At 61.9% G+C, this 16,994-nt stretch carries 16 protein-coding genes; 11 read left to right on the top strand and 5 right to left on the bottom strand.

The features are described from left to right. Positions 1 to 13 precede the first annotated feature (13 nt). From BB934_RS45610 to BB934_RS45645, 7 genes are all read left to right on the top strand, one after another. Positions 14 to 994 (top strand): ABC transporter permease, encoded by a 981-nt coding sequence (locus tag BB934_RS45610; protein WP_099516075.1) that lies wholly within the window; start codon positions 14 to 16, stop codon positions 992 to 994. Beyond that, positions 991 to 1,827 (top strand): ABC transporter permease, encoded by an 837-nt coding sequence (locus tag BB934_RS45615; RefSeq protein WP_099516076.1) that lies wholly within the window; start codon positions 991 to 993, stop codon positions 1,825 to 1,827. The genes BB934_RS45610 and BB934_RS45615 overlap by 4 nt, the downstream gene beginning before the upstream one ends. After that, the gene (locus BB934_RS45620) at positions 1,824 to 2,843 is read left to right on the top strand and encodes an ABC transporter ATP-binding protein (protein WP_099516077.1); all 1,020 of its coding nucleotides are present in this window, start codon (positions 1,824 to 1,826) and stop codon (positions 2,841 to 2,843) included. Before BB934_RS45615 ends, BB934_RS45620 begins: the two co-directional genes overlap by 4 nt. Beyond that, positions 2,836 to 3,804: an ABC transporter ATP-binding protein gene (locus BB934_RS45625; protein ID WP_099516078.1), complete on the top strand. Its 969-nt coding sequence runs from the start codon at positions 2,836 to 2,838 to the stop codon at positions 3,802 to 3,804. The genes BB934_RS45620 and BB934_RS45625 overlap by 8 nt, the downstream gene beginning before the upstream one ends. Before the next feature lie 578 nt (positions 3,805 to 4,382). Beyond that, entirely contained in the window at positions 4,383 to 5,318 is a 936-nt protein-coding gene (locus BB934_RS45630; RefSeq protein ID WP_099508420.1) for an acetamidase/formamidase family protein, read from the top strand. A gap of 378 nt (positions 5,319 to 5,696) precedes the next feature. Next, on the top strand, positions 5,697 to 6,119 hold the full coding sequence (locus tag BB934_RS45640; protein ID WP_418294852.1) for a helix-turn-helix domain-containing protein: 423 nt from the start codon (positions 5,697 to 5,699) through the stop codon (positions 6,117 to 6,119). A gap of 368 nt (positions 6,120 to 6,487) precedes the next feature. Further along, positions 6,488 to 8,371 carry an ATP-binding protein gene (locus BB934_RS45645; RefSeq protein ID WP_237050864.1) on the top strand — a complete coding sequence of 628 codons (1,884 nt, stop codon included), beginning with the start codon at positions 6,488 to 6,490 and terminating at the stop codon, positions 8,369 to 8,371. A gap of 55 nt (positions 8,372 to 8,426) precedes the next feature. Here the strand turns inward: BB934_RS45645 and BB934_RS45650 are convergent, their stop codons facing one another. Both BB934_RS45650 and BB934_RS45655 read right to left on the bottom strand, forming a co-directional pair. After that, complete coding sequence (locus tag BB934_RS45650) at positions 8,427 to 8,822, bottom strand: response regulator transcription factor (RefSeq protein WP_099516081.1); 396 nt, start codon at positions 8,820 to 8,822, stop codon at positions 8,427 to 8,429. Between the two features lie 163 nt (positions 8,823 to 8,985). Beyond that, positions 8,986 to 9,621 carry a response regulator transcription factor gene (locus tag BB934_RS45655; protein ID WP_099516164.1) on the bottom strand — a complete coding sequence of 212 codons (636 nt, stop codon included), beginning with the start codon at positions 9,619 to 9,621 and terminating at the stop codon, positions 8,986 to 8,988. Between the two features lie 286 nt (positions 9,622 to 9,907). On the opposite strand from BB934_RS45655, the gene BB934_RS45660 reads away from it, so the two are divergent. Next, on the top strand, positions 9,908 to 11,011 hold the full coding sequence (locus BB934_RS45660) for an AraC family transcriptional regulator (protein ID WP_237050868.1): 1,104 nt from the start codon (positions 9,908 to 9,910) through the stop codon (positions 11,009 to 11,011). 519 nt (positions 11,012 to 11,530) lie between these two features. On the opposite strand, the gene BB934_RS45670 is transcribed toward BB934_RS45660, so the two are convergent. Beyond that, positions 11,531 to 12,973, bottom strand: a complete 1,443-nt coding sequence (locus tag BB934_RS45670; RefSeq protein WP_157934743.1) for a porin — start codon at positions 12,971 to 12,973, stop codon at positions 11,531 to 11,533. A 508-nt stretch (positions 12,974 to 13,481) separates the two neighbouring features. Between BB934_RS45670 and BB934_RS48775 the strand changes: the two genes are divergently transcribed. After that, complete coding sequence (locus BB934_RS48775; protein WP_175608907.1) at positions 13,482 to 14,054, top strand: hypothetical protein; 573 nt, start codon at positions 13,482 to 13,484, stop codon at positions 14,052 to 14,054. Between the two features lie 70 nt (positions 14,055 to 14,124). On the opposite strand, the gene BB934_RS48275 is transcribed toward BB934_RS48775, so the two are convergent. Both BB934_RS48275 and BB934_RS45680 read right to left on the bottom strand, forming a co-directional pair. Further along, the gene (locus BB934_RS48275) at positions 14,125 to 14,301 is read right to left on the bottom strand and encodes a hypothetical protein (RefSeq protein WP_157934744.1); all 177 of its coding nucleotides are present in this window, start codon (positions 14,299 to 14,301) and stop codon (positions 14,125 to 14,127) included. A gap of 39 nt (positions 14,302 to 14,340) precedes the next feature. Then, positions 14,341 to 14,871, bottom strand: a complete 531-nt coding sequence (locus BB934_RS45680; protein WP_099516085.1) for a Spy/CpxP family protein refolding chaperone — start codon at positions 14,869 to 14,871, stop codon at positions 14,341 to 14,343. A gap of 308 nt (positions 14,872 to 15,179) precedes the next feature. Here BB934_RS45680 and BB934_RS45685 point away from each other — a divergent pair, with 308 nt between their 5' ends. Next, positions 15,180 to 15,443 carry a DUF6894 family protein gene (locus tag BB934_RS45685; RefSeq protein WP_157934745.1) on the top strand — a complete coding sequence of 88 codons (264 nt, stop codon included), beginning with the start codon at positions 15,180 to 15,182 and terminating at the stop codon, positions 15,441 to 15,443. Between the two features lie 372 nt (positions 15,444 to 15,815). Then, the gene (locus tag BB934_RS45690; protein ID WP_099513680.1) at positions 15,816 to 16,445 is read left to right on the top strand and encodes a S24 family peptidase; all 630 of its coding nucleotides are present in this window, start codon (positions 15,816 to 15,818) and stop codon (positions 16,443 to 16,445) included. The last annotated feature ends 549 nt before the right edge of the window (positions 16,446 to 16,994 follow it).

Raw genomic sequence — 16,994 nt, forward strand, 5'->3', positions numbered from 1 at the left:
GGGGAGTGCGCTCATGTGGCGATACATTGCTCGCCGAGTCCTGATGGCGATCCCGCTGATCGTCGGGATCATCGTCTTCAACTTCTTCCTGATCCAACTTGCTCCCGGCGATCTGGCCGATGTCGTGGCAAGCGATCAGGGCGGTGGTGCGGCCGATGCGGGATTCGTTCAGGAACTGCGTCGGGCCTATGGACTCGACCTGCCCGTTCTCACCCAGTTGTGGGTTCATCTGCAGAAGGTGGCGATGCTCGATTTCGGTTTCTCCCATCGTTACGGGGCGCCCGTATCGGATCTCATCGTGTCCCGCCTTGGCGCGACACTTCTGCTCGCGCTGACCAGTCTCGTCCTCGCCGTCCTAGTCGGCGCCGTTCTCGGGTTGGTGGCCTCCCGCCGGCCCGGCGGGTTGACGGACGGGCTCGTGTCGATCCTTGCGACCCTTGCCTATTCGGCCCCCCTGTTCTGGGTCGGCCTCATGCTGGTGGTGCTGTTCGCCGTTCAGCTGCAATGGCTGCCCGCCGGCGGCTTTCAGGAGATCACGCAAGTGCCTCTGAACGGCCTCGCGCTCTTGGCGGACCGCGCGCGCCACCTCGTCCTGCCGGCCGCCACGCTCGCGCTCTTCTTCGTCGCGATCTACGCGCGCCTGACACGGGCATCGATGATCGAAGCCATGAGTCAGGACTATATTCGGACTGCGAAGGCCAAGGGTTTGAGGGAAGGGCGTATCGTCTTCCGGCACGGCTTTCGCAATGCGCTTCTCCCGCTCGTCACGATGGTCGGCCTCCAGGCCGGGTCCCTGCTCGGCGGTTCAGTCGTCGTCGAGACTGTATTCGCCTGGCCCGGCATGGGACGTCTCGCGTTCGAAGCGGTGAGCAACCGGGATCTCAACCTGCTCCTGTCGATCATGCTGCTGAGCTCGCTCGTCGTCGTCGTGATGAACCTGCTCGTCGACATTCTCTATGTATGGCTTGATCCCAGAATCGAGGTGACATCATGAAAGGCGGTGCCGCATTCCGATCCGTCCTGGCGACGCCCGCCGGCATCTTTGCTTCGACTGTCCTCGCCGGCGTCCTGTTGGCCGTCGTCATTGCTCCTTTCCTGTATCCCGACGACCCATTCGATATGGTCGCAGTCCCGTTCCTGTGGCCTTGGGAGCAGGCCGAATATCCGCTCGGCACGGACCTCATGGGGAGGGACATTACGGCGGGCCTGCTCCACGGCGCATCCGTCTCTCTGACCGTCGGCGCGGTCGCCGCCGCCATTTCGCTGATCATCGGCATCAGTCTCGGTGCGGTTGCGGGTTATTTCGGCGGCTGGATCGACGATATCATTATGAGGGTCACGGAACTCTTTCAAACCATCCCATCGTTCCTGCTCGCGCTCGTGCTTGTCGCGATATTGAGCCCATCGATCTACACGATCATCCTCGCCCTTGGGGTCACCGCCTGGCCTTCGGTCGCCCGGCTTACACGGGCGGAGGTTCTTACCCTTCGAAAGCGCGACTTCGTCCAGGCGCTTGTCGGAATGGGGATGCCCGACTGGCAGATCATTGTCCGTCACGTCATTCCGAATGCGCTGACGCCGGTGGTCGTCGCATCGTCGATCCTCGTCGCTTCGGCGATCCTGTCCGAGGCCGGGCTCTCGTTCCTGGGTCTCGGGGATCCCAACCATGTGAGCTGGGGGACGATGATCGGGAACGGTCGCGATGCTCTGCGGACGGCCTGGTACCAGACGGCGATCCCGGGCTTTGCGATCATGATCACCGTTCTGTCCCTCAACCTGCTCGGGGACGCTCTGAATCAGGCACTCAACCCGAGGCTCAGACGATGATACGTGAATCGGCACTCCTGACCGTCGATTCCTTGAAGATCGGGCTGAAGCGCAAGGGCTCGATCCTCCCTGCGGTTGAAGATCTGTCCTTCGAGATCAGGCGGGGAGAAACCCTGGCCGTCGTTGGAGAATCGGGCTGCGGCAAAAGCATCAGCATGCTGTCGCTGCTCGGCCTGCTGCCTCAGCGCGACTGGGATGTCCGGGGCAGCGCCCGCTTCGAGAACCGAAACCTGATCGGGCTTCCGGATAAGGATCTGCAGCGGATCCGCGGCAGTCGGATCGGCTTCATCTTCCAGGATGCGACGGCGGCCTTCAATCCGGTTCTGCCTGTCGGTTATCAGATCGCCGAAGTTCTGACGAGTCACTCCTCGTTATCCGTCGCTGCGGCTGAGAAGCGTGCCGTCGAACTTCTGGATCGAGTGCACGTCCCCGAGCCGGACAGGCGGGCCCGCGACTATCCTCACCAGCTGTCAGGGGGGCAGCGGCAACGGGCAATGATCGCAATGGCACTCGCATGCGATCCGGTCCTGTTGATCGCAGATGAGCCGACCACGGCGCTCGACGTAACCGTCCAGGCTCAAATTCTTCATCTTCTTCTCAGCCTGCAGAAGGAGCGGGAGATGGCTCTCGTCCTCATCACGCACGATCTCGGCGTTGTGGCCAACATGGCCGATCGCGTGCTGGTCATGTATGCGGGGCGCAAGATCGAGGAGCAGCCGGTCGGAGACCTCATCGAGGCTCCGGTGCATCCCTACACGAAGGCGCTCCTCGCCGCGCGTCCGCATCTGAGCGGAGGGGCAGGACGCCATCAGCGCCTGAACGTCATCCCCGGAGCAGTACCGCCGCTGGGAGAGTGGCCGCAAGGATGTACCTTCGCGCCGCGCTGCGCCTTTGCCATGGATCGCTGCCGGGCGGAGCGCCCGGTGGAGACCGTCGCAGGAGGCCTGAAAGTCGCGTGTCACCTCGCGCAATATCCTCAGCACGAGATCATCCTTCAGGAAGTTGCGAATGCTTGAAGTGTGCTCTCCCCCTGCAGGGAACCTCCTGTCGGTCGAAAACGTCTCGGTCGCCTATTCCACCACACGCGGCCGCCTCACCGCCGTCAGAAACGTCGCACTTGATATAGCGCCTGGCGAGACGCTCGCACTCGTGGGTGAATCGGGCTGCGGGAAATCGACATTGGGACGGGCGATCATGGGGCTCGTGCCGCCGGTCTCCGGCGCGGTCCGCTTCAATGGCGTCGACCTTTTGCCGCTCAGTCGAGCGATGCGGCTTCCTTACCGCCGCGCGATTCAGATGATCTTTCAGGATCCCTTTGGCTCACTCAATCCGCGCCAACGGGTTGGCGACATCATCGCGGACCCGATCAAAGTGCATCGACTCGGCACCCGGAGGGAGACTTCGGACCGGGTCGGAGAACTGCTTGATCGCGTCGGTCTGCCTTCGAACGCCGCCCTGCGCTACCCGCATGAGTTCTCAGGGGGGCAGCGTCAGCGCATCGGGATCGCACGGGCATTGGCCTCCGATCCGAAGCTGGTCATTTGCGACGAGCCGGTTTCTGCTCTCGATGTCTCAATTCAAGCGCAGGTGCTGAACCTTCTCGCGGATTTGCGGGATGATCTACACGTATCCTATCTTTTCATCAGTCACGACCTCGCGGCCGTCGAATTCCTCGCCGACCGGGTCGCAGTGATGTATTTCGGGCGGATCGTCGAGGTCGCAACCCGGGCTCAGCTGTTTGCACGTCCGCGTCATCCCTATACGCGTGCTCTCCTATCAGCAGTGCCGAACATCCGGAAGCGCAAGGGCCAGATCGAGCCTCCGGTTCCGGGAGAGGTTCCGAGTGCGTATGCGCCGTTGCAGGGCTGTCCGTTTCAGTCGCGTTGCCGACGGGCCAAGGAGCGCTGCCGCATTGAAACTCCCGCATTGGCTCCTTTGGAACAGGGGCACCAGATCGCTTGCTTCAATCCAGACTAATGAGGATGAGCAAAAGGCTTCAGGTTTAGTAGTCCGCGATATCTCGTTCACTGCATTTTGCGGGTGGAGAAAGATGCCTTCAGCTACGGGTTGTTAAAGTCAGGTTCTGGCACGAGGCAGACGAAAGCCGAACTTCCGCAGTTACCGGGTAAGCTGACCTTCACGAGACCACGCCTAAAGGCTCAGTTTGACTATCAAGGATCCCGTAAAGGCGACGCATCTCAAGACGTTTGCTCTCCACGTCAAAGGCAGAGAAGTGTATCCGCAGGAGGAAGCTGGTACCCTCGAGGCTGATTTAGAGCCGTTGGTGGATGGCGCCCGGATCACGCGGTTGTCGCGTCACGACACAAACCCTGCCAGTAATCCCCAAATTCCAGAACGGTTTCACAAGTCCTAAGAGTAGCTGGTTCCCGCCGACAGGAGAGTTCGGGTTGATCAGGGGGCGTAGGGCGGCCAGCGCGGTCGCATCGAATGGTAAGGGCGGCTAACAGCCGATCGACCGAGTGATGATCAGAGCAGCCTTATGGCTCTTGCAACTCACATGATGTACAACGCGCATGAGTTTGAGGAGTTGACACGTGGCCCACCATCGGTTCGTTCCGGCAGGCTATCACAACGTTTTGGGTGCTCGAGATCCGGTCCTGCGGATCACTGATGGCGACACGGTCATCACCACTACGATTGATGCCGCTGGACGTGACCACGAACATGTGGAACGCGCTCCCAGGCCTAATCCCATGACAGGGCCCTTTTTCGTGGAAGGGGCAGAGCCCGGCGACGCGCTGATCGTGCAGATCCAACGCATGACGCCAACGCGGGACACGGGCTGGACCTATTCCCTACTCGCCCCAAACGTGGTTGATCCGGAGATCCTGCCCCGACTGCCTGAACGGCACCGGGTTGAGTGGGCCATTGATCGGGACGCTCACACTGTGCGCTTGATGGAGCCGCCCACCGCGGTGGCGGATCTTGTTTTGCCTTTGGCCCCCATGATCGGGTGCTTCGGAGTGGCCCCTGGCATGGGGCAGGCGATCTCCACGGCCACGAGCGGTCGGCATGGCGGTAACATGGACTTCAGAGGCTTTGCGCCAGGAGCAATTGCCTGCTTCCCGGTGTTCGAGTCCGGTGCCCTGTTCTTCTTGGGCGATGGGCATGCATGCCAGGGGGATGGCGAAATTGTCGGCACCGGGATCGAGACCTCGTTCGAGATCGAATTCACCGTGCGGCTGAAGAAGAATGCCAATCACGGCTGGCCCCGTGGCGAGACAGCTTCGGATATCTTCACGGTCGGCAATGCCCGTCCGCTGGACCAGGCGCTCCAGCACGCAACGACAGAGATGTTGAACTGGCTTGGGAAGAGTTTCGGCCTGGATCCCACTTCTGCCAGCCATCTTCTGGGACAAGTGGTGCGCTATGAGATCGGCAACGTGTTCAACCCGGCTTACACCGTCGTTTGCCGCGTCGCTAAAACCTGGCTCCGGAAGCCGGATTCAACTCTGGACTGGCTTGGCTGACAGGTGCACGGTTCAGGCACAATCGGCTCTTGAGTACCAAACACAGATAATTCCAAGCAGGATGGGCCAGTCCGCTGATGGAGGTCGCCGACCAGCTGTGGAAGGTGGCTAGGGGGTGTAAACCCGGCTTTGGCCGCGAGTGGGGTGCGTGTGCAAACCAGCTCGGCACAAAAGTACTTTCCACATTCAAGCCCATGATCCGCCGCCAGTATAAGTTGATGGAAGTCGCACTGGTCTCAGAAAATCGCGCTTTGTACCACCCACAAGTTGAGGCGGTCAGCTCAGTCATGTGTCCAAAAGCTACGCCATAAACAGCCTATAGTAAGAGGCCGGCAAGAGACTCGGTAGAGCATCAACGTCTGTTACCCGACAGCTTCGCTGCAGTTGATCATGGCCGCATCGATCCTCCGGGCTCGAGGACTGACAAGTCATCTCCTGCCGTTGGCCGCTGGGTTCAAGCAATCGAAATTCCGGCCGCAGGGCAGGGAAGGGACCCTCGAAAAGCTGCAGGGTTTCTGCCAGGTGCTCGAAGAGGCCGTTGAGATCGCGAACAAGGATCTGGAGAGGCTGATCCTCGCTCAACAGCTCATGAACCGTGTGGCCGATAAATGCCGCAGCAATTCCAGTCTGCCTGGGCTCGTGAACCTATTCCTGTCGCGCCCTCTGGTGACGGTGCCGCTGGGCGCGAAACTGCTCAAAGTGACACCCAAGGCTGTGGACCTGATGCTCCTGCAGTTGGGCGGTGCGTTGCCAAGAGAGTTGACCGGCCGACGCCGCTATCGGGCTTGGGGAATCGTCTAGCTCCTGCATGTCAGCCAAATTATCCAATCCTGACTTACCTGATCCGACTGCAGCAAATGCTGTCACCTCGTGCGACCTGAGTTCAAGTGCAGCTTTCCTCGGAGAACCGGACATTCCGGAAAGTCCGCAAATTTCGCCACCTGACCCATTGCGGAAGTTGAACCCTAGCCCAAGTCAGCCCGTTGGGTGATCACGGGTCGTATGGGGGGCATTTCGATGACCACCGAGCGAGTAGAACGGCGACGGACAACGGTCTGGCGCCCGACGTGGGAGGGATGCCCCCACGGGAGCCACGAGGTCGCTACCTTGGATGCCCTCACCGGGTGGCGGGAAATCCCAGGCGGACTGAACGCGCCCATGGAGGCCGCATGACCGCATCGTGCACATTGAGGATGAAGCGGCTGGTCAATATTTGGATCGCCGTCGCCGTCAGTCTTTTGGTCTCAATTGGTGGGTCTGCCGCTCAGCCTCAGTCTGGCGCGCCTGCCGCTCAGCCAAAAAGAATCGTGGTCCTGTATTCGTATGGCCAGCACTTCCAGTCCTGGGCTACATGGAGCAGAGAGATCCGCAATGAACTGAACCGACAGTCGTCCTGGCCGCTGGACGTTCAAGAATATTCCCTCGCCACGGCTCGGAATGGTGACGAGGCCGCTGAGGAGAAATTTGTTGAATATCTCAAGGCACTCTACGCTCAACAACCGCCAGATTTGATCATCGCCCTTGCTGCCCCCGCGGCTCGCTTCGTCCAGCGATACAGGGCAGACCTGTTTCCGACAACGCCGATGCTGCTCGCGGCGGTCGACCCGCGCAGGGTTGATTCATCCCTGTTGTCCGAGCAAGACGCCATGGTAGGGGTGCGGTTCGATCCAGTCGCCTTGTTCGAAAACATTCTGCGGCTGTTGCCGGAGACGAAGACCATTGCGCTGATCAACGGAAACTCACCGCCCGAGCGATTTTGGGCTGGCGAGATGCAACGGGTGCTGGGTCCGCTGCTGGAGAAAAAGGTTGAATTGCTCTTTTACGGCGAGCGGTCGTTCGAGGAGACCCTGAAGGCGGTTGCGAGTTTGCCGCCTCACAGCGCAATCTTTTTTCAGCAGCTCAATGTGGACGGCGCAGGTGCCGTCTATGGAGACAAGGAGCCCTTGAAGCGCATCCATGAGGTCGCCGACGCTCCGATTTTTACGTTCGACGAGTCTTACTTCAACGGCGAGGTCGTTGGCGGCCCGATGTTCTCACCGGCCGAGGGTGCCAGACCGACTGCCGCCGTTGCCGTCCGAATATTGGGTGGAGAGAAAGCCGGTGGCATCGAGGTTCCTCCGATCGAATTCTCAGCACCGAAATACGATTGGCGCCAACTTCAGCGCTGGAACATCAGCGAGAGCCGCCTGCCACCGGGGAGCGAAATCCTGTTTCGGGAGCCAACGGCGTGGGAGCGCTATTCCTGGCAAATCGCGCTCACGCTCGCAGTTCTCCTCGTGCAAGCCGGGTTGATCTCGGTCTTGGTGCTCGAGCATCGTCGGCGTCGGTTGGCCGAAGTGCAGTCGCGGCAGCGTATGGTCGAGCTTGCCCATGTCAACCGTTTCTCGACGGCTGGCGAACTGACGGCCACCATTTCCCATGAAATCAACCAGCCGCTCGGCGCTATTCTGGCGAACGCCGAAACCGCAGCCGCGATCCTGACGTCTCAGAGCCCCGACATCGTTGAACTCAAGAATATCGTGAACGATATCTTGCGGGATGACCGGCGCGCCAGCGAGGTCGTCCGGAGGATGCGCAGCCTTCTGAAAAAAGCACCCTTTGAACTGAGAAACGTCGACTTCAATGACGTTGTCCGCGAGACGCTTGCATTCCTTTCCTCTCTTGTCGTTGGACAGAAGCTCGAACTGACCAGTCTGCTCACACAGAATGCGCTGCCGATCCGCGCCGACCGCATTCAACTCCAGCAGGTCATCCTCAACCTTGTCGTCAACGGGATCGACGCGATGAAGGGTACCCCTGCCGAAAATCGCATCATCAGGATTCAGACCTCGCGCGTCGAAGGGTTTGCCGAGCTATCCGTGTCGGATCGCGGTCCGGGCATTCCCGAAGACAAACTGAAGGAGATCTTCGAGCCGTTCTTCACCACGAAGCAGGAGGGGATGGGCATGGGGCTGTGCATTGCCCAGACCATCATCGAGTCGCACGGCGGCAGGATCTCGGCGGAAAGCCATGCCATCGGCGCCGTGTTTCGCGTGAGCCTGCCCCTCGCTTAGACCGCACGGTCGAACATGCAGCAGCCGGCACTCTCGCACCCTCGCACCGGGCGGTTCAGCGCCCGCTGCCTTTCCCGATGATTGTTTCGACGGCTTCGATCAGGCGGTCAGAAGGGAATGGCTTGTGCAGATACGCGACACAACCCGATTCCAAAGCCGCCTTGCGCGTGGCCTCGCTATCGACGGCCGTGATGAAGATGACGGGCAGCGAATGGCCCGAACGCGTCAACTGACGCCGCAGCTCAATTCCGGACATGTGCTGCAAATGAACATCCAGGACGAGGCAGGTGGCCTCGCCCAAGTGCGCGCCCTCGAGAAAGCCTTCGGCGCTGCTGAAGACCTCGGTCTCGAATCCATGGACCTGCAACACCCGCTGCACCGCGCGCAGCATACCTGGGTCATCGTCGACAACGATGACCCGATGGGACGTGCCCAAGGTTGAAGATCGCATGGCCGGGCCCGTTACAGCATGGGTGACCTCAGAGGAGAGCGCATTCAAGATTTTCAGCCGCCAGTGTTTCTTGCGCCCATTGTGCAGGTTCCGTTGGCTAATCCTATTGTCCCTGAGGACAGTGTCGCTTGGCCAGGACAGGGTTGGCCTCGGTGGCGTGGTGTTATCGTCCGATCCCGGCTGGCTGCTCGGCCAGAATGCCAAGGCGCTCCGCAATCAGCACAAGCTCGGCGACGGTCGCAATGTGCAACTTGTCCATGATGTTGCTGCGATGGGCCTTGATCGTCCGCTCGGTCGCCCCAAGCTCGCGCCCGATCTCCTTGTTCATCTTTCCCCGAGCGACGCGTTCGAAAACCTGTCGTTCGCGAGGCGTCAGGCTGTCGACCAGCTTTTGCGGCGAATGGAGGTGTTCGTTTTTCTCCCGCCATGCGCGGCTGCGGGCAATCGCCCGCTCGAGGGCAGCGATCAACACGTCTTTCGGGACCGGCTTGGTCAGCAGATCGTCGGCGCCCGCCTTCATGACCTTGACGGTGGTGGGGATGTCCGCATGTCCTGTCAGGAAGACGATGGGCAGGTGCGAGCCCAAGGCCGCCAGCCGGTCCTGCAAGTCCGGCCCGCTTAGGCCGGGGATCCTGACGTCGAGAAGAATGCAGCTCGGGCCGGCATCCTCCGGCAGCCGCTGCAACAACCGTTCCGCCGAGTCATAGGTCTCAACGGCATAGCCGGAGGCCCGCAAAAGACGCTGGGTTGCGGTGCGGAACGACTCATCGTCATCAACGATGTGCACGACGGCTGACACGTGCGTCACTCCCGTTCCGACCCGCTACGCGGAAGGAAACCTATTGTCCCTGAGGACAGTGTCCTCAAGGTCACTGTGCCTCAGGACAATAGCGCAATCAATCCTGGGCATTGTAGCCTCGCACCATAAAGCATCCCTCTTCTGCTCCCGATCTGCACCGTTGAAGGCCAGGGTTGGGCTGTTGATGGAGCCGCGAGCATCCCAGGCACGAAGATGTGACTGAGGATGTCGGGACATCATCAGGTTGCTTGCGTAAGGGTATACGATCGACTGGCATGAGGTTTTAGTGAAGCAAGTTGATGGTACCGAATGTCTTTCAGTGGGTGACAGCCGGCCACCCAGCCAGGTGTCCCAGACTGTCCCGGCAACCATCAGGCGAACGCTGCCGCCCGGCTTCATTCACCTCGGCATCTCCAAGGAAATCGCCCCGACCCTGCGCGCACTCGGCGTCGATCCCGAGCCGGTCATCCGGGAGGCCGGACTGGACCCGCGCCTGTTCGACGATGCGATGAGTATGATCCCGTTCGCCGCCCTGGGCCGGCTGTACACCCTGTGCGTGGCCCGCACGGGCTGCACGCATTTCGGGCTCCTGGTCGGCCGGCGGGCGAGCATCCTGTCGCTGGGCCTGGTCGGGCGCCTGATGCGGCACTCGCACACCGTCGGCGAGGCAGTGCGCGCGCTCGTCTCGAACCTGAGCACTCAGGACCGGGTGGTGGTCCCTGCGCTGACGGGCCGCGACGGCATTGCCCTGCTCACGTTTGCGGCCTACCAGGCGGAGAGCCGGAGCGGGCCGCAAATCCTCGACGCCGCACTGGGCGTGACAGTCAACATCCTGCGGACGTTGTGCGGCTCTGGCTGGAGACCGGATGAGGTTCTGTTGCCCCGGGCCGCCCCAGCAGACCAGACGCTGTACCGGCACCATTTCAGAGCCCCGCTCCGGTTTAACCAGGAGAGCGCCAGCATCATCTTTTCTGCCCGTGATTTGGATCTGCGGATTGCGGGGGCCGATCCGATGATGCGCGCCCTTCTGGAAGAACGGATCCAGCAACTGAAGGGTGCGCAGGGCACCGAATTCTCGGACGACATTCGGCAGTTGCTGCGCACGCGACTGACGAGCAATCACTGCTCGGCCGACGACATCGCCCATTTGCTGACGATACACCGCCGCACCCTGAGCCGCCGCCTGAAGGAGAGTGGCCTGGGTTACAGGGCGATCACGAACGAGATCCGGTTCGAGATCGCGCGGCAGTTGCTGCAGGACACGCAAGTGCCGCTCGCCCAGATTGCGGCCGCTCTCGGGTATTCCGAAGCGAGCGCCTTCACCCGGGCCTTCCGGCGCTGGTCGGGCCAGACGCCGACAACTTGGCGGGCTGAAGGCCATCAAGGGTGACGCCCCGGCGGCCCAATTGGCGTCGCCGCCGACTTTTGATCTGGGGCTCCCAAGTTGCCCAAGCTGGTGGAGTCCGAGAAATCAGGAAACGCTTCTATGCGTCATCTTCTGACCAGCGCTGTCCTCACAGGCATCTTGGCACTGAGCGGCAACACGGCCCTGGCGCAACAGCAATCTGATGGACACTGGAGTATCCAGGCCACCCCGGAGAAGGGAGCCTGCAATAGAGCCAATCGCTATGCCGTGGTCGTTCAGAACGGCAGCATTCGCAGCGCCGCTTCAAGGGCGGCCCACATGAGCGGCGGACTCGATCCAGGTGGACGTGTGCAAGGGAGCGTCGTGCGCAACAAGACAAAGGTCGACATAACAGGCAGTTTGTCAGGACGCTCGGGGTCCGGCAGGTAGGTTATCGCCGGGTCGGTGAACTGTTCAGGACAGTGGAGGGCCGAGAAACACTGAGCACGACTCGCTGCGTTGACCGTCGCAATGACCAGTGCGTGGAGATGAAGACGCCACGCCTCAGAAGTCGCGCTGGACGCGCAGGCGGCCTTCCCAGGTGTCTTCCGATCCGCCCGAGCGGAAGGCGCCGGTCGGATCGCCGGCGGCGGTGGTGATCGGGACCGCAACCCGCTCGCGGGGATCGACCCTGATGTAGAGCGCTTCGACGCCGATGAGGAACTCCTTCACCGGTGTCCAGATCACGTTGGCGCCAACGCGAGTCTCGTCGAAGTCGACGAGGCCCGTGGTCGTTCCCGCCGTTCCGGCGGCGATCGTCGCCACGGTCGTGGGCACCACGTATTGCGCCACTCCAGGAGCATCGAAACGCATCCAGGAGCCGAAGACGTTCGTCTGGATCGTCGGCGTCCAATTGTGATTGAGGCCGCCGGCGATGGCATAGGCCTTGTTGGCCTTGAACTCGCCCGTGAACGGGTCGACGAAGGCATCCGTGATGGGCATCGACAGTGCCCCGGCACCGATGAAGCCATCGCTGATCGCGTCCGACTGTCCGCCATTGAGGTAGCCGATTGCTCCATCCGTATAGGTTGCCATCATCCATACGGTATCGCCCACTCCGAGAGCCGGCACATTGGCATAGCCGAGAGCGGCAACGGCAAAACCGTAATCCGTGTCCGCGAAGGTCGGATTGGGCAGGCCGGTGATCGGGTTGAGCACCGGGGCGGTCACACCGCCCACCGTCGTCACGCCGGCCGATACATCGCGAATTTGATGCAGGGCAGCGGACAGCTGCGCTCCGCCCCAGGTGCCGGTGTAGCGCAGGTTCGCAACCACGTCCGGCATGAGCTCCCCAGCATAGGTGGAGGCGATCGGCGCAAAGACCGGAGACGTCGATGCAACGCCGAACAAGGGAAAAGCGAGATCGTTGTTGACGCTGCGCTGGGTCCCATCTTCCAGCGACAGGGTGGCGGAGAAGCCGTTGCCGAACGAGTAGGTATAGGCGAACAGGTTCACTTCGGCATTGGAAGGATCATCGAATTTCAGATCGCCGAAGTTGGGGGCCGGCAGGTCCGGGTCCGTGAAGAACGAAACCGCGCGACCGGCGGTCAGGCCGCCGAACTGGACGAAGGCCTGGTTAATCTCAGGACTCGTGGGGTTAAATCCGTAGGCGCCCGTGTTACGGGTCATCTCCATGCGGATATAGGTGCGCAGCATGCCGTAGGCGGTGGCGGTCCGTGCGTCGATGTTGATGCGGCCGCGGGCACGGAAACCTATCGTGTCCTGCGAACGGTCGATCGGCTCGACATAGAGGTACTCGGCGCGCACCCGGCCGCCGACGCGCAGGCAGGTTTCGGTGCCGGGGATGTAGAAGAAGCCGTTGCCGTGGGTGGAGCAGATCCGAACGTACTCGACGGGTGCCGCGACTTTGGCGGGCAGGTCGGCAGCCTGCACCCCGGTGCTGGCTATCGCCACGGACCCAAGCAACAGAGTTCGGATTGATGTCATCGTGGAAACTCCAGTACAGGCCCATGGACGCAGTGACGGAAATTGGAACCATTCCAAAAGAGCCGTCAAGTTTACGGTGGCTAAATCGATCAGATCCCGTGAAAAACACCGTCGGTGTGGTTCTTTTGCTTCAGAAAGTCCCGTGAAACGTCGATGAGCATCACGGTCGTTCTGCATTTGATGAAGGAATACCTGGAAGTCCGGGTTTCCAGTCCTGAAGGCCGCCACGGCCAACAACTACCCGCTCGGCAACATGCCAGCATTACCACACCGTTTGCGGCCAAGACTGCACTTGTGATCGTGCGGACCGGGACATCGGAATTGACACGCGCTTTCCGCCTCCGGTGTCCCGAACGGCCAAGCGCTTGTCCCGAAGTATCAAGCAAGTCGATGCGGACCCAGGATTCATCTTGCGCGAAGGCCGAGCAAGGAGGCCACTCTTCACGGACCACTGGTCCGATGGGGCAGGCGCGTTGCTCCGGATCATTTACGTTCAGGGGAGAGACGCATGCACAATCAGAGCCCGAGCCTGTTCACCCTTGCGACGATCGGATCGGCTTGCATCTTTGGCCTGCTGACTGTCGCCTGGACACCGGCACGGGCAGCTCCCCTGTCATCGCCCGACGCGCGGACGGAGTTGCCATCACGGCTGCTTGAACTCGTTCAGGAACGAGACCTGGACTACGCACGGGCTGCCGCACGCGGCCCGCGGGGTGGTGCCGTGGCGCGCGGACCGCGTGGCGCAGTGGCCCGCGGACCTCAGGGCGGAGTGGCCGCCCGCGGACCTCAGGGCGGAGTGGCCGCCCGCGGGGCTTATGGCGGGGCCGCCGCACGCGGCCCCGCAGGCAATGTCGCGGTTCGCCCGGGTTACCGGCCGCCTGGGGCGGCGGGCGGCTGGTATCGGCCATCGTCCTACTGGTGGCGGCCCGGCGCTGCGGTCGCCGCAGGCGCGGCGCTCGGCTTCGTGACGGCCGCGGCTGCCACGGCCTATGTCACCTCGCCACCGCCGGCCGCCGGCTCTTGCTGGTACTACACCAATGCGCAACGCACCCAAGGCTTCTGGGACGCCTGTCCGCAGTGAGATGGCGTGCCGCCTGTGCCCACCATCGCGCGATCACGGCCGCGGCGAGCGCGGAGTGGCCGACAGGGTGTCAGCGAGGCAGGCCCCTCATCGGCATGGCGGCTCCCCCGAAGGTGTCGTTGCGCAGCGCCGGGGCCTGGGTCGCCTGAGACGTGACGTAATTCGGCGGCCGCGAGTCCGGACCGGAGCTTGAGACGCACCCTGCCAGTAGAGCGCTTGCCGCAAGCGCGGCGATGATCGTTCGCATGGAATCTCCTTGATCCTCCGACGCGGATACGGGCTCTGCCTAATGAGGGGCGACCCAGAGTTCGATGTCCTCCTCGTCATCGAACTCCATGCCGCGGTTCTCGATGGCGTTCCGGAGTCCCTCGATCGCGCGCACCGTCACGAGGCGCAGCCGCGTCTTCTGGTCGGCGGTGAGGCTCTGGTAGAGCGGCTGCCAGGCATCGGCGAGCTTCCTCAGGCCTGCCGCACGGTCCGCCAGGACATCGGCGCGTTGGCGGTAGAGTTGCACCGGATCGACGTCGCGCCACTGGCCCATGCGCTCTCCCAGTGCGGCCAATCGGCGGTAGCGCGTCTCGGCCCGGGCGCGGATCGCCTCTTCCACGGCGGGCCAGAGTTTCTCCTGCTCCGGGGTGAGCTGCAGCGCGGCCCGGATCACCCCGACCCGAATGTCGGTCAGCATCTTGAACTCGGCCTGGTTCAGCCGTCCGCTGTCGGGTGTGCCACCCGGGGCGGGGGCGGCTTGCTGTGCATGGGCCATGGGCGCGCCAACAATAAACAAGGCCGCCACAGTGCCGATCATTCCCTTCCGCATCTCAGTCTCCTGGCAATTCCAACGACCGTCAGCCTACGGTCTGGACCGCAGCCGGCTTGATGACTTGGGACTCTTACTTGTCAGTTTGGGCCGCGGCACGAGTGCAGGAATGGATCGCTTGGGCTCCGTGTCCGGTTCACTGCTCCTCCACCCATGGGCCTCGGTGCCGATCCGTCCGCAGCAACGGGACGCGCGCACGAGAGCCCAGTCCCGAAATGCATAGTGGTTGTCCCGAGCGGACAAGCAGGCGCCGCGAATTGGATCAGCATGGCGACGCGGTTGACACGGGGCAGGAGGAGGAAAGGGCTATGCCTCGATTCTTTTTTCACATCCGGGCTTTTCGCCAGGGACTGAGCCGGGATGAACTTGGTCTCGACTTCCCTGACGCGGAGACGGCTTACCGTGAGGCGTTCAAGGCAGGCTTGGATCTCAGGCCCGAGTTCGTGGCCCGAGGCCAGTCTCCGCAGAACTATTCCATCGTGATCGCGAACGCCGCGCACGAGCCCGTTTCCGAGCTCTCGTTCACCGAGATGTTCGGCCTTCGGATGGCCAAGGCCCCCGCCCAGGCGTAAGGCCGTCGGAAGACGGCCATCGGACGGGCGGGTTGTTTCACACCCGATTTGGTCTTTCCCATGCCGCAAGCTCTGCGATGATCGATCCTAAGAGTTTCCGATTCCAAGTGGCACTGGGAACCCCGATCTGGCTTGGGTCTGGGGCCTGGCCCCCACTGCTCGTCATCCAGGCGGGGAGAGACCGGGAAAACGTGCTCATCTCGGCCTCTCCCTCGCCAGGAACAAAGCGTCCTCGAGTCGACGAGCGCATCGTCCGGAAAATGGGATCGGGTTTTCCGCACCGAACAATGCGCCAGTTAAGGAAGGAGCATCGGATCGATCCAAAAAAGGGGAGTCATTTTTGGGTCAGATGCTCCAGCGAAGGTTCGTCGCATGTTATCTCACGAGCGCGTCTGGGCTGCTATTGATGCCCTGGCATCACGTCACGGCCTGCACACATCAAGACTAGCGCGCAAGGCCGGTCTCGATGCGACCAGCTTCAACAAATCAAAGCGTGTGAGCCGGAAGGGCCGAGAGCATTGGCCCTCCACAGAATCGATCTCGAAAATCCTGGAAGTCACCGGCACCACCCTGAAGGATTTCCTTCGTCTCATCGAGCCCTCAGGCTCCTTGCGCCGCTCCATGATCCCGCTGATCGGTATGGCGGCGGCGGCCTCTGGCAAGATCTTCACTGAGGACGGCATGCCCGGCGAAGGTCCGGGCCGGGACGCGATCGAGTTTCCCAATGTCGAACAGGAGAAGGTTTTTGCCCTCGCCGTCACGGGCGAGGCCCTGTCTCCGCTCTATCGCGACGGCGATATCCTCATCGTCTCGCCGACAGCGAGCACCCGCAAGGGCGACCGGATCGTCGTGTGCACGACCAGTGGCGAGATCCTGGCCAAGGAACTCAAGCGCCGCTCGGCCAAGACCCTCACAATGACGTCCCTTGCCAAGGACGAGGATCAGGTGATCCCGGCAGAGGAGATCGCCTGGACCGCTCGGATCATGTGGGCACGGCGATAGCTCTTAGCGCATCGTGCGGATCAGGGGATCCGGTTTTCCGCACGATGCGCCAGGATTTCCCTGCCTGGAGGTCCCACCATCTCGCATGGTGTCCGGTGGGCCAGGCAGGAGAGGCCGGAAATGGTGCCGTTTCCGGCCCCTCGGCCCTCACGAAAAAGCTCCCTCGCCAGGGGGGATCTGGGAGGGAGCTTGCTCTCCGGACGGAGATGGATATTGCCGAGCGAAAACCTCAGCGACAGGCCAAAATGTCGGCCTCGAATGCGGCGAATTTGGGCTGGCGCGGCTGCAAGTTATTCTCAGTATAACCGCTCACTCAAAGGCGACTTTCCGATGCAGTTTTACTGAATAGTCGGTGCGACGTTCCGTACTCCCGCTTGAACACTTTCCGAAACCTTCAAATCGCGTTCCATACTGGAGGTTATGCGAAATTCGTCGGCGATAGCTGCTCGTGCCGAGTGAAAAGAATTTGGCTCCCGCCCGGGCCACAGACCGTGAGACTGCATTGATACAACTCGGCCAACCTGACCGCCGCGCTGCGACGCTCCTCAG

The sequence above is a fragment of the Microvirga ossetica genome, from assembly GCF_002741015.1.
In the GTDB taxonomy this organism is placed as follows: Bacteria; Pseudomonadota; Alphaproteobacteria; order Rhizobiales; family Beijerinckiaceae; genus Microvirga; species Microvirga ossetica.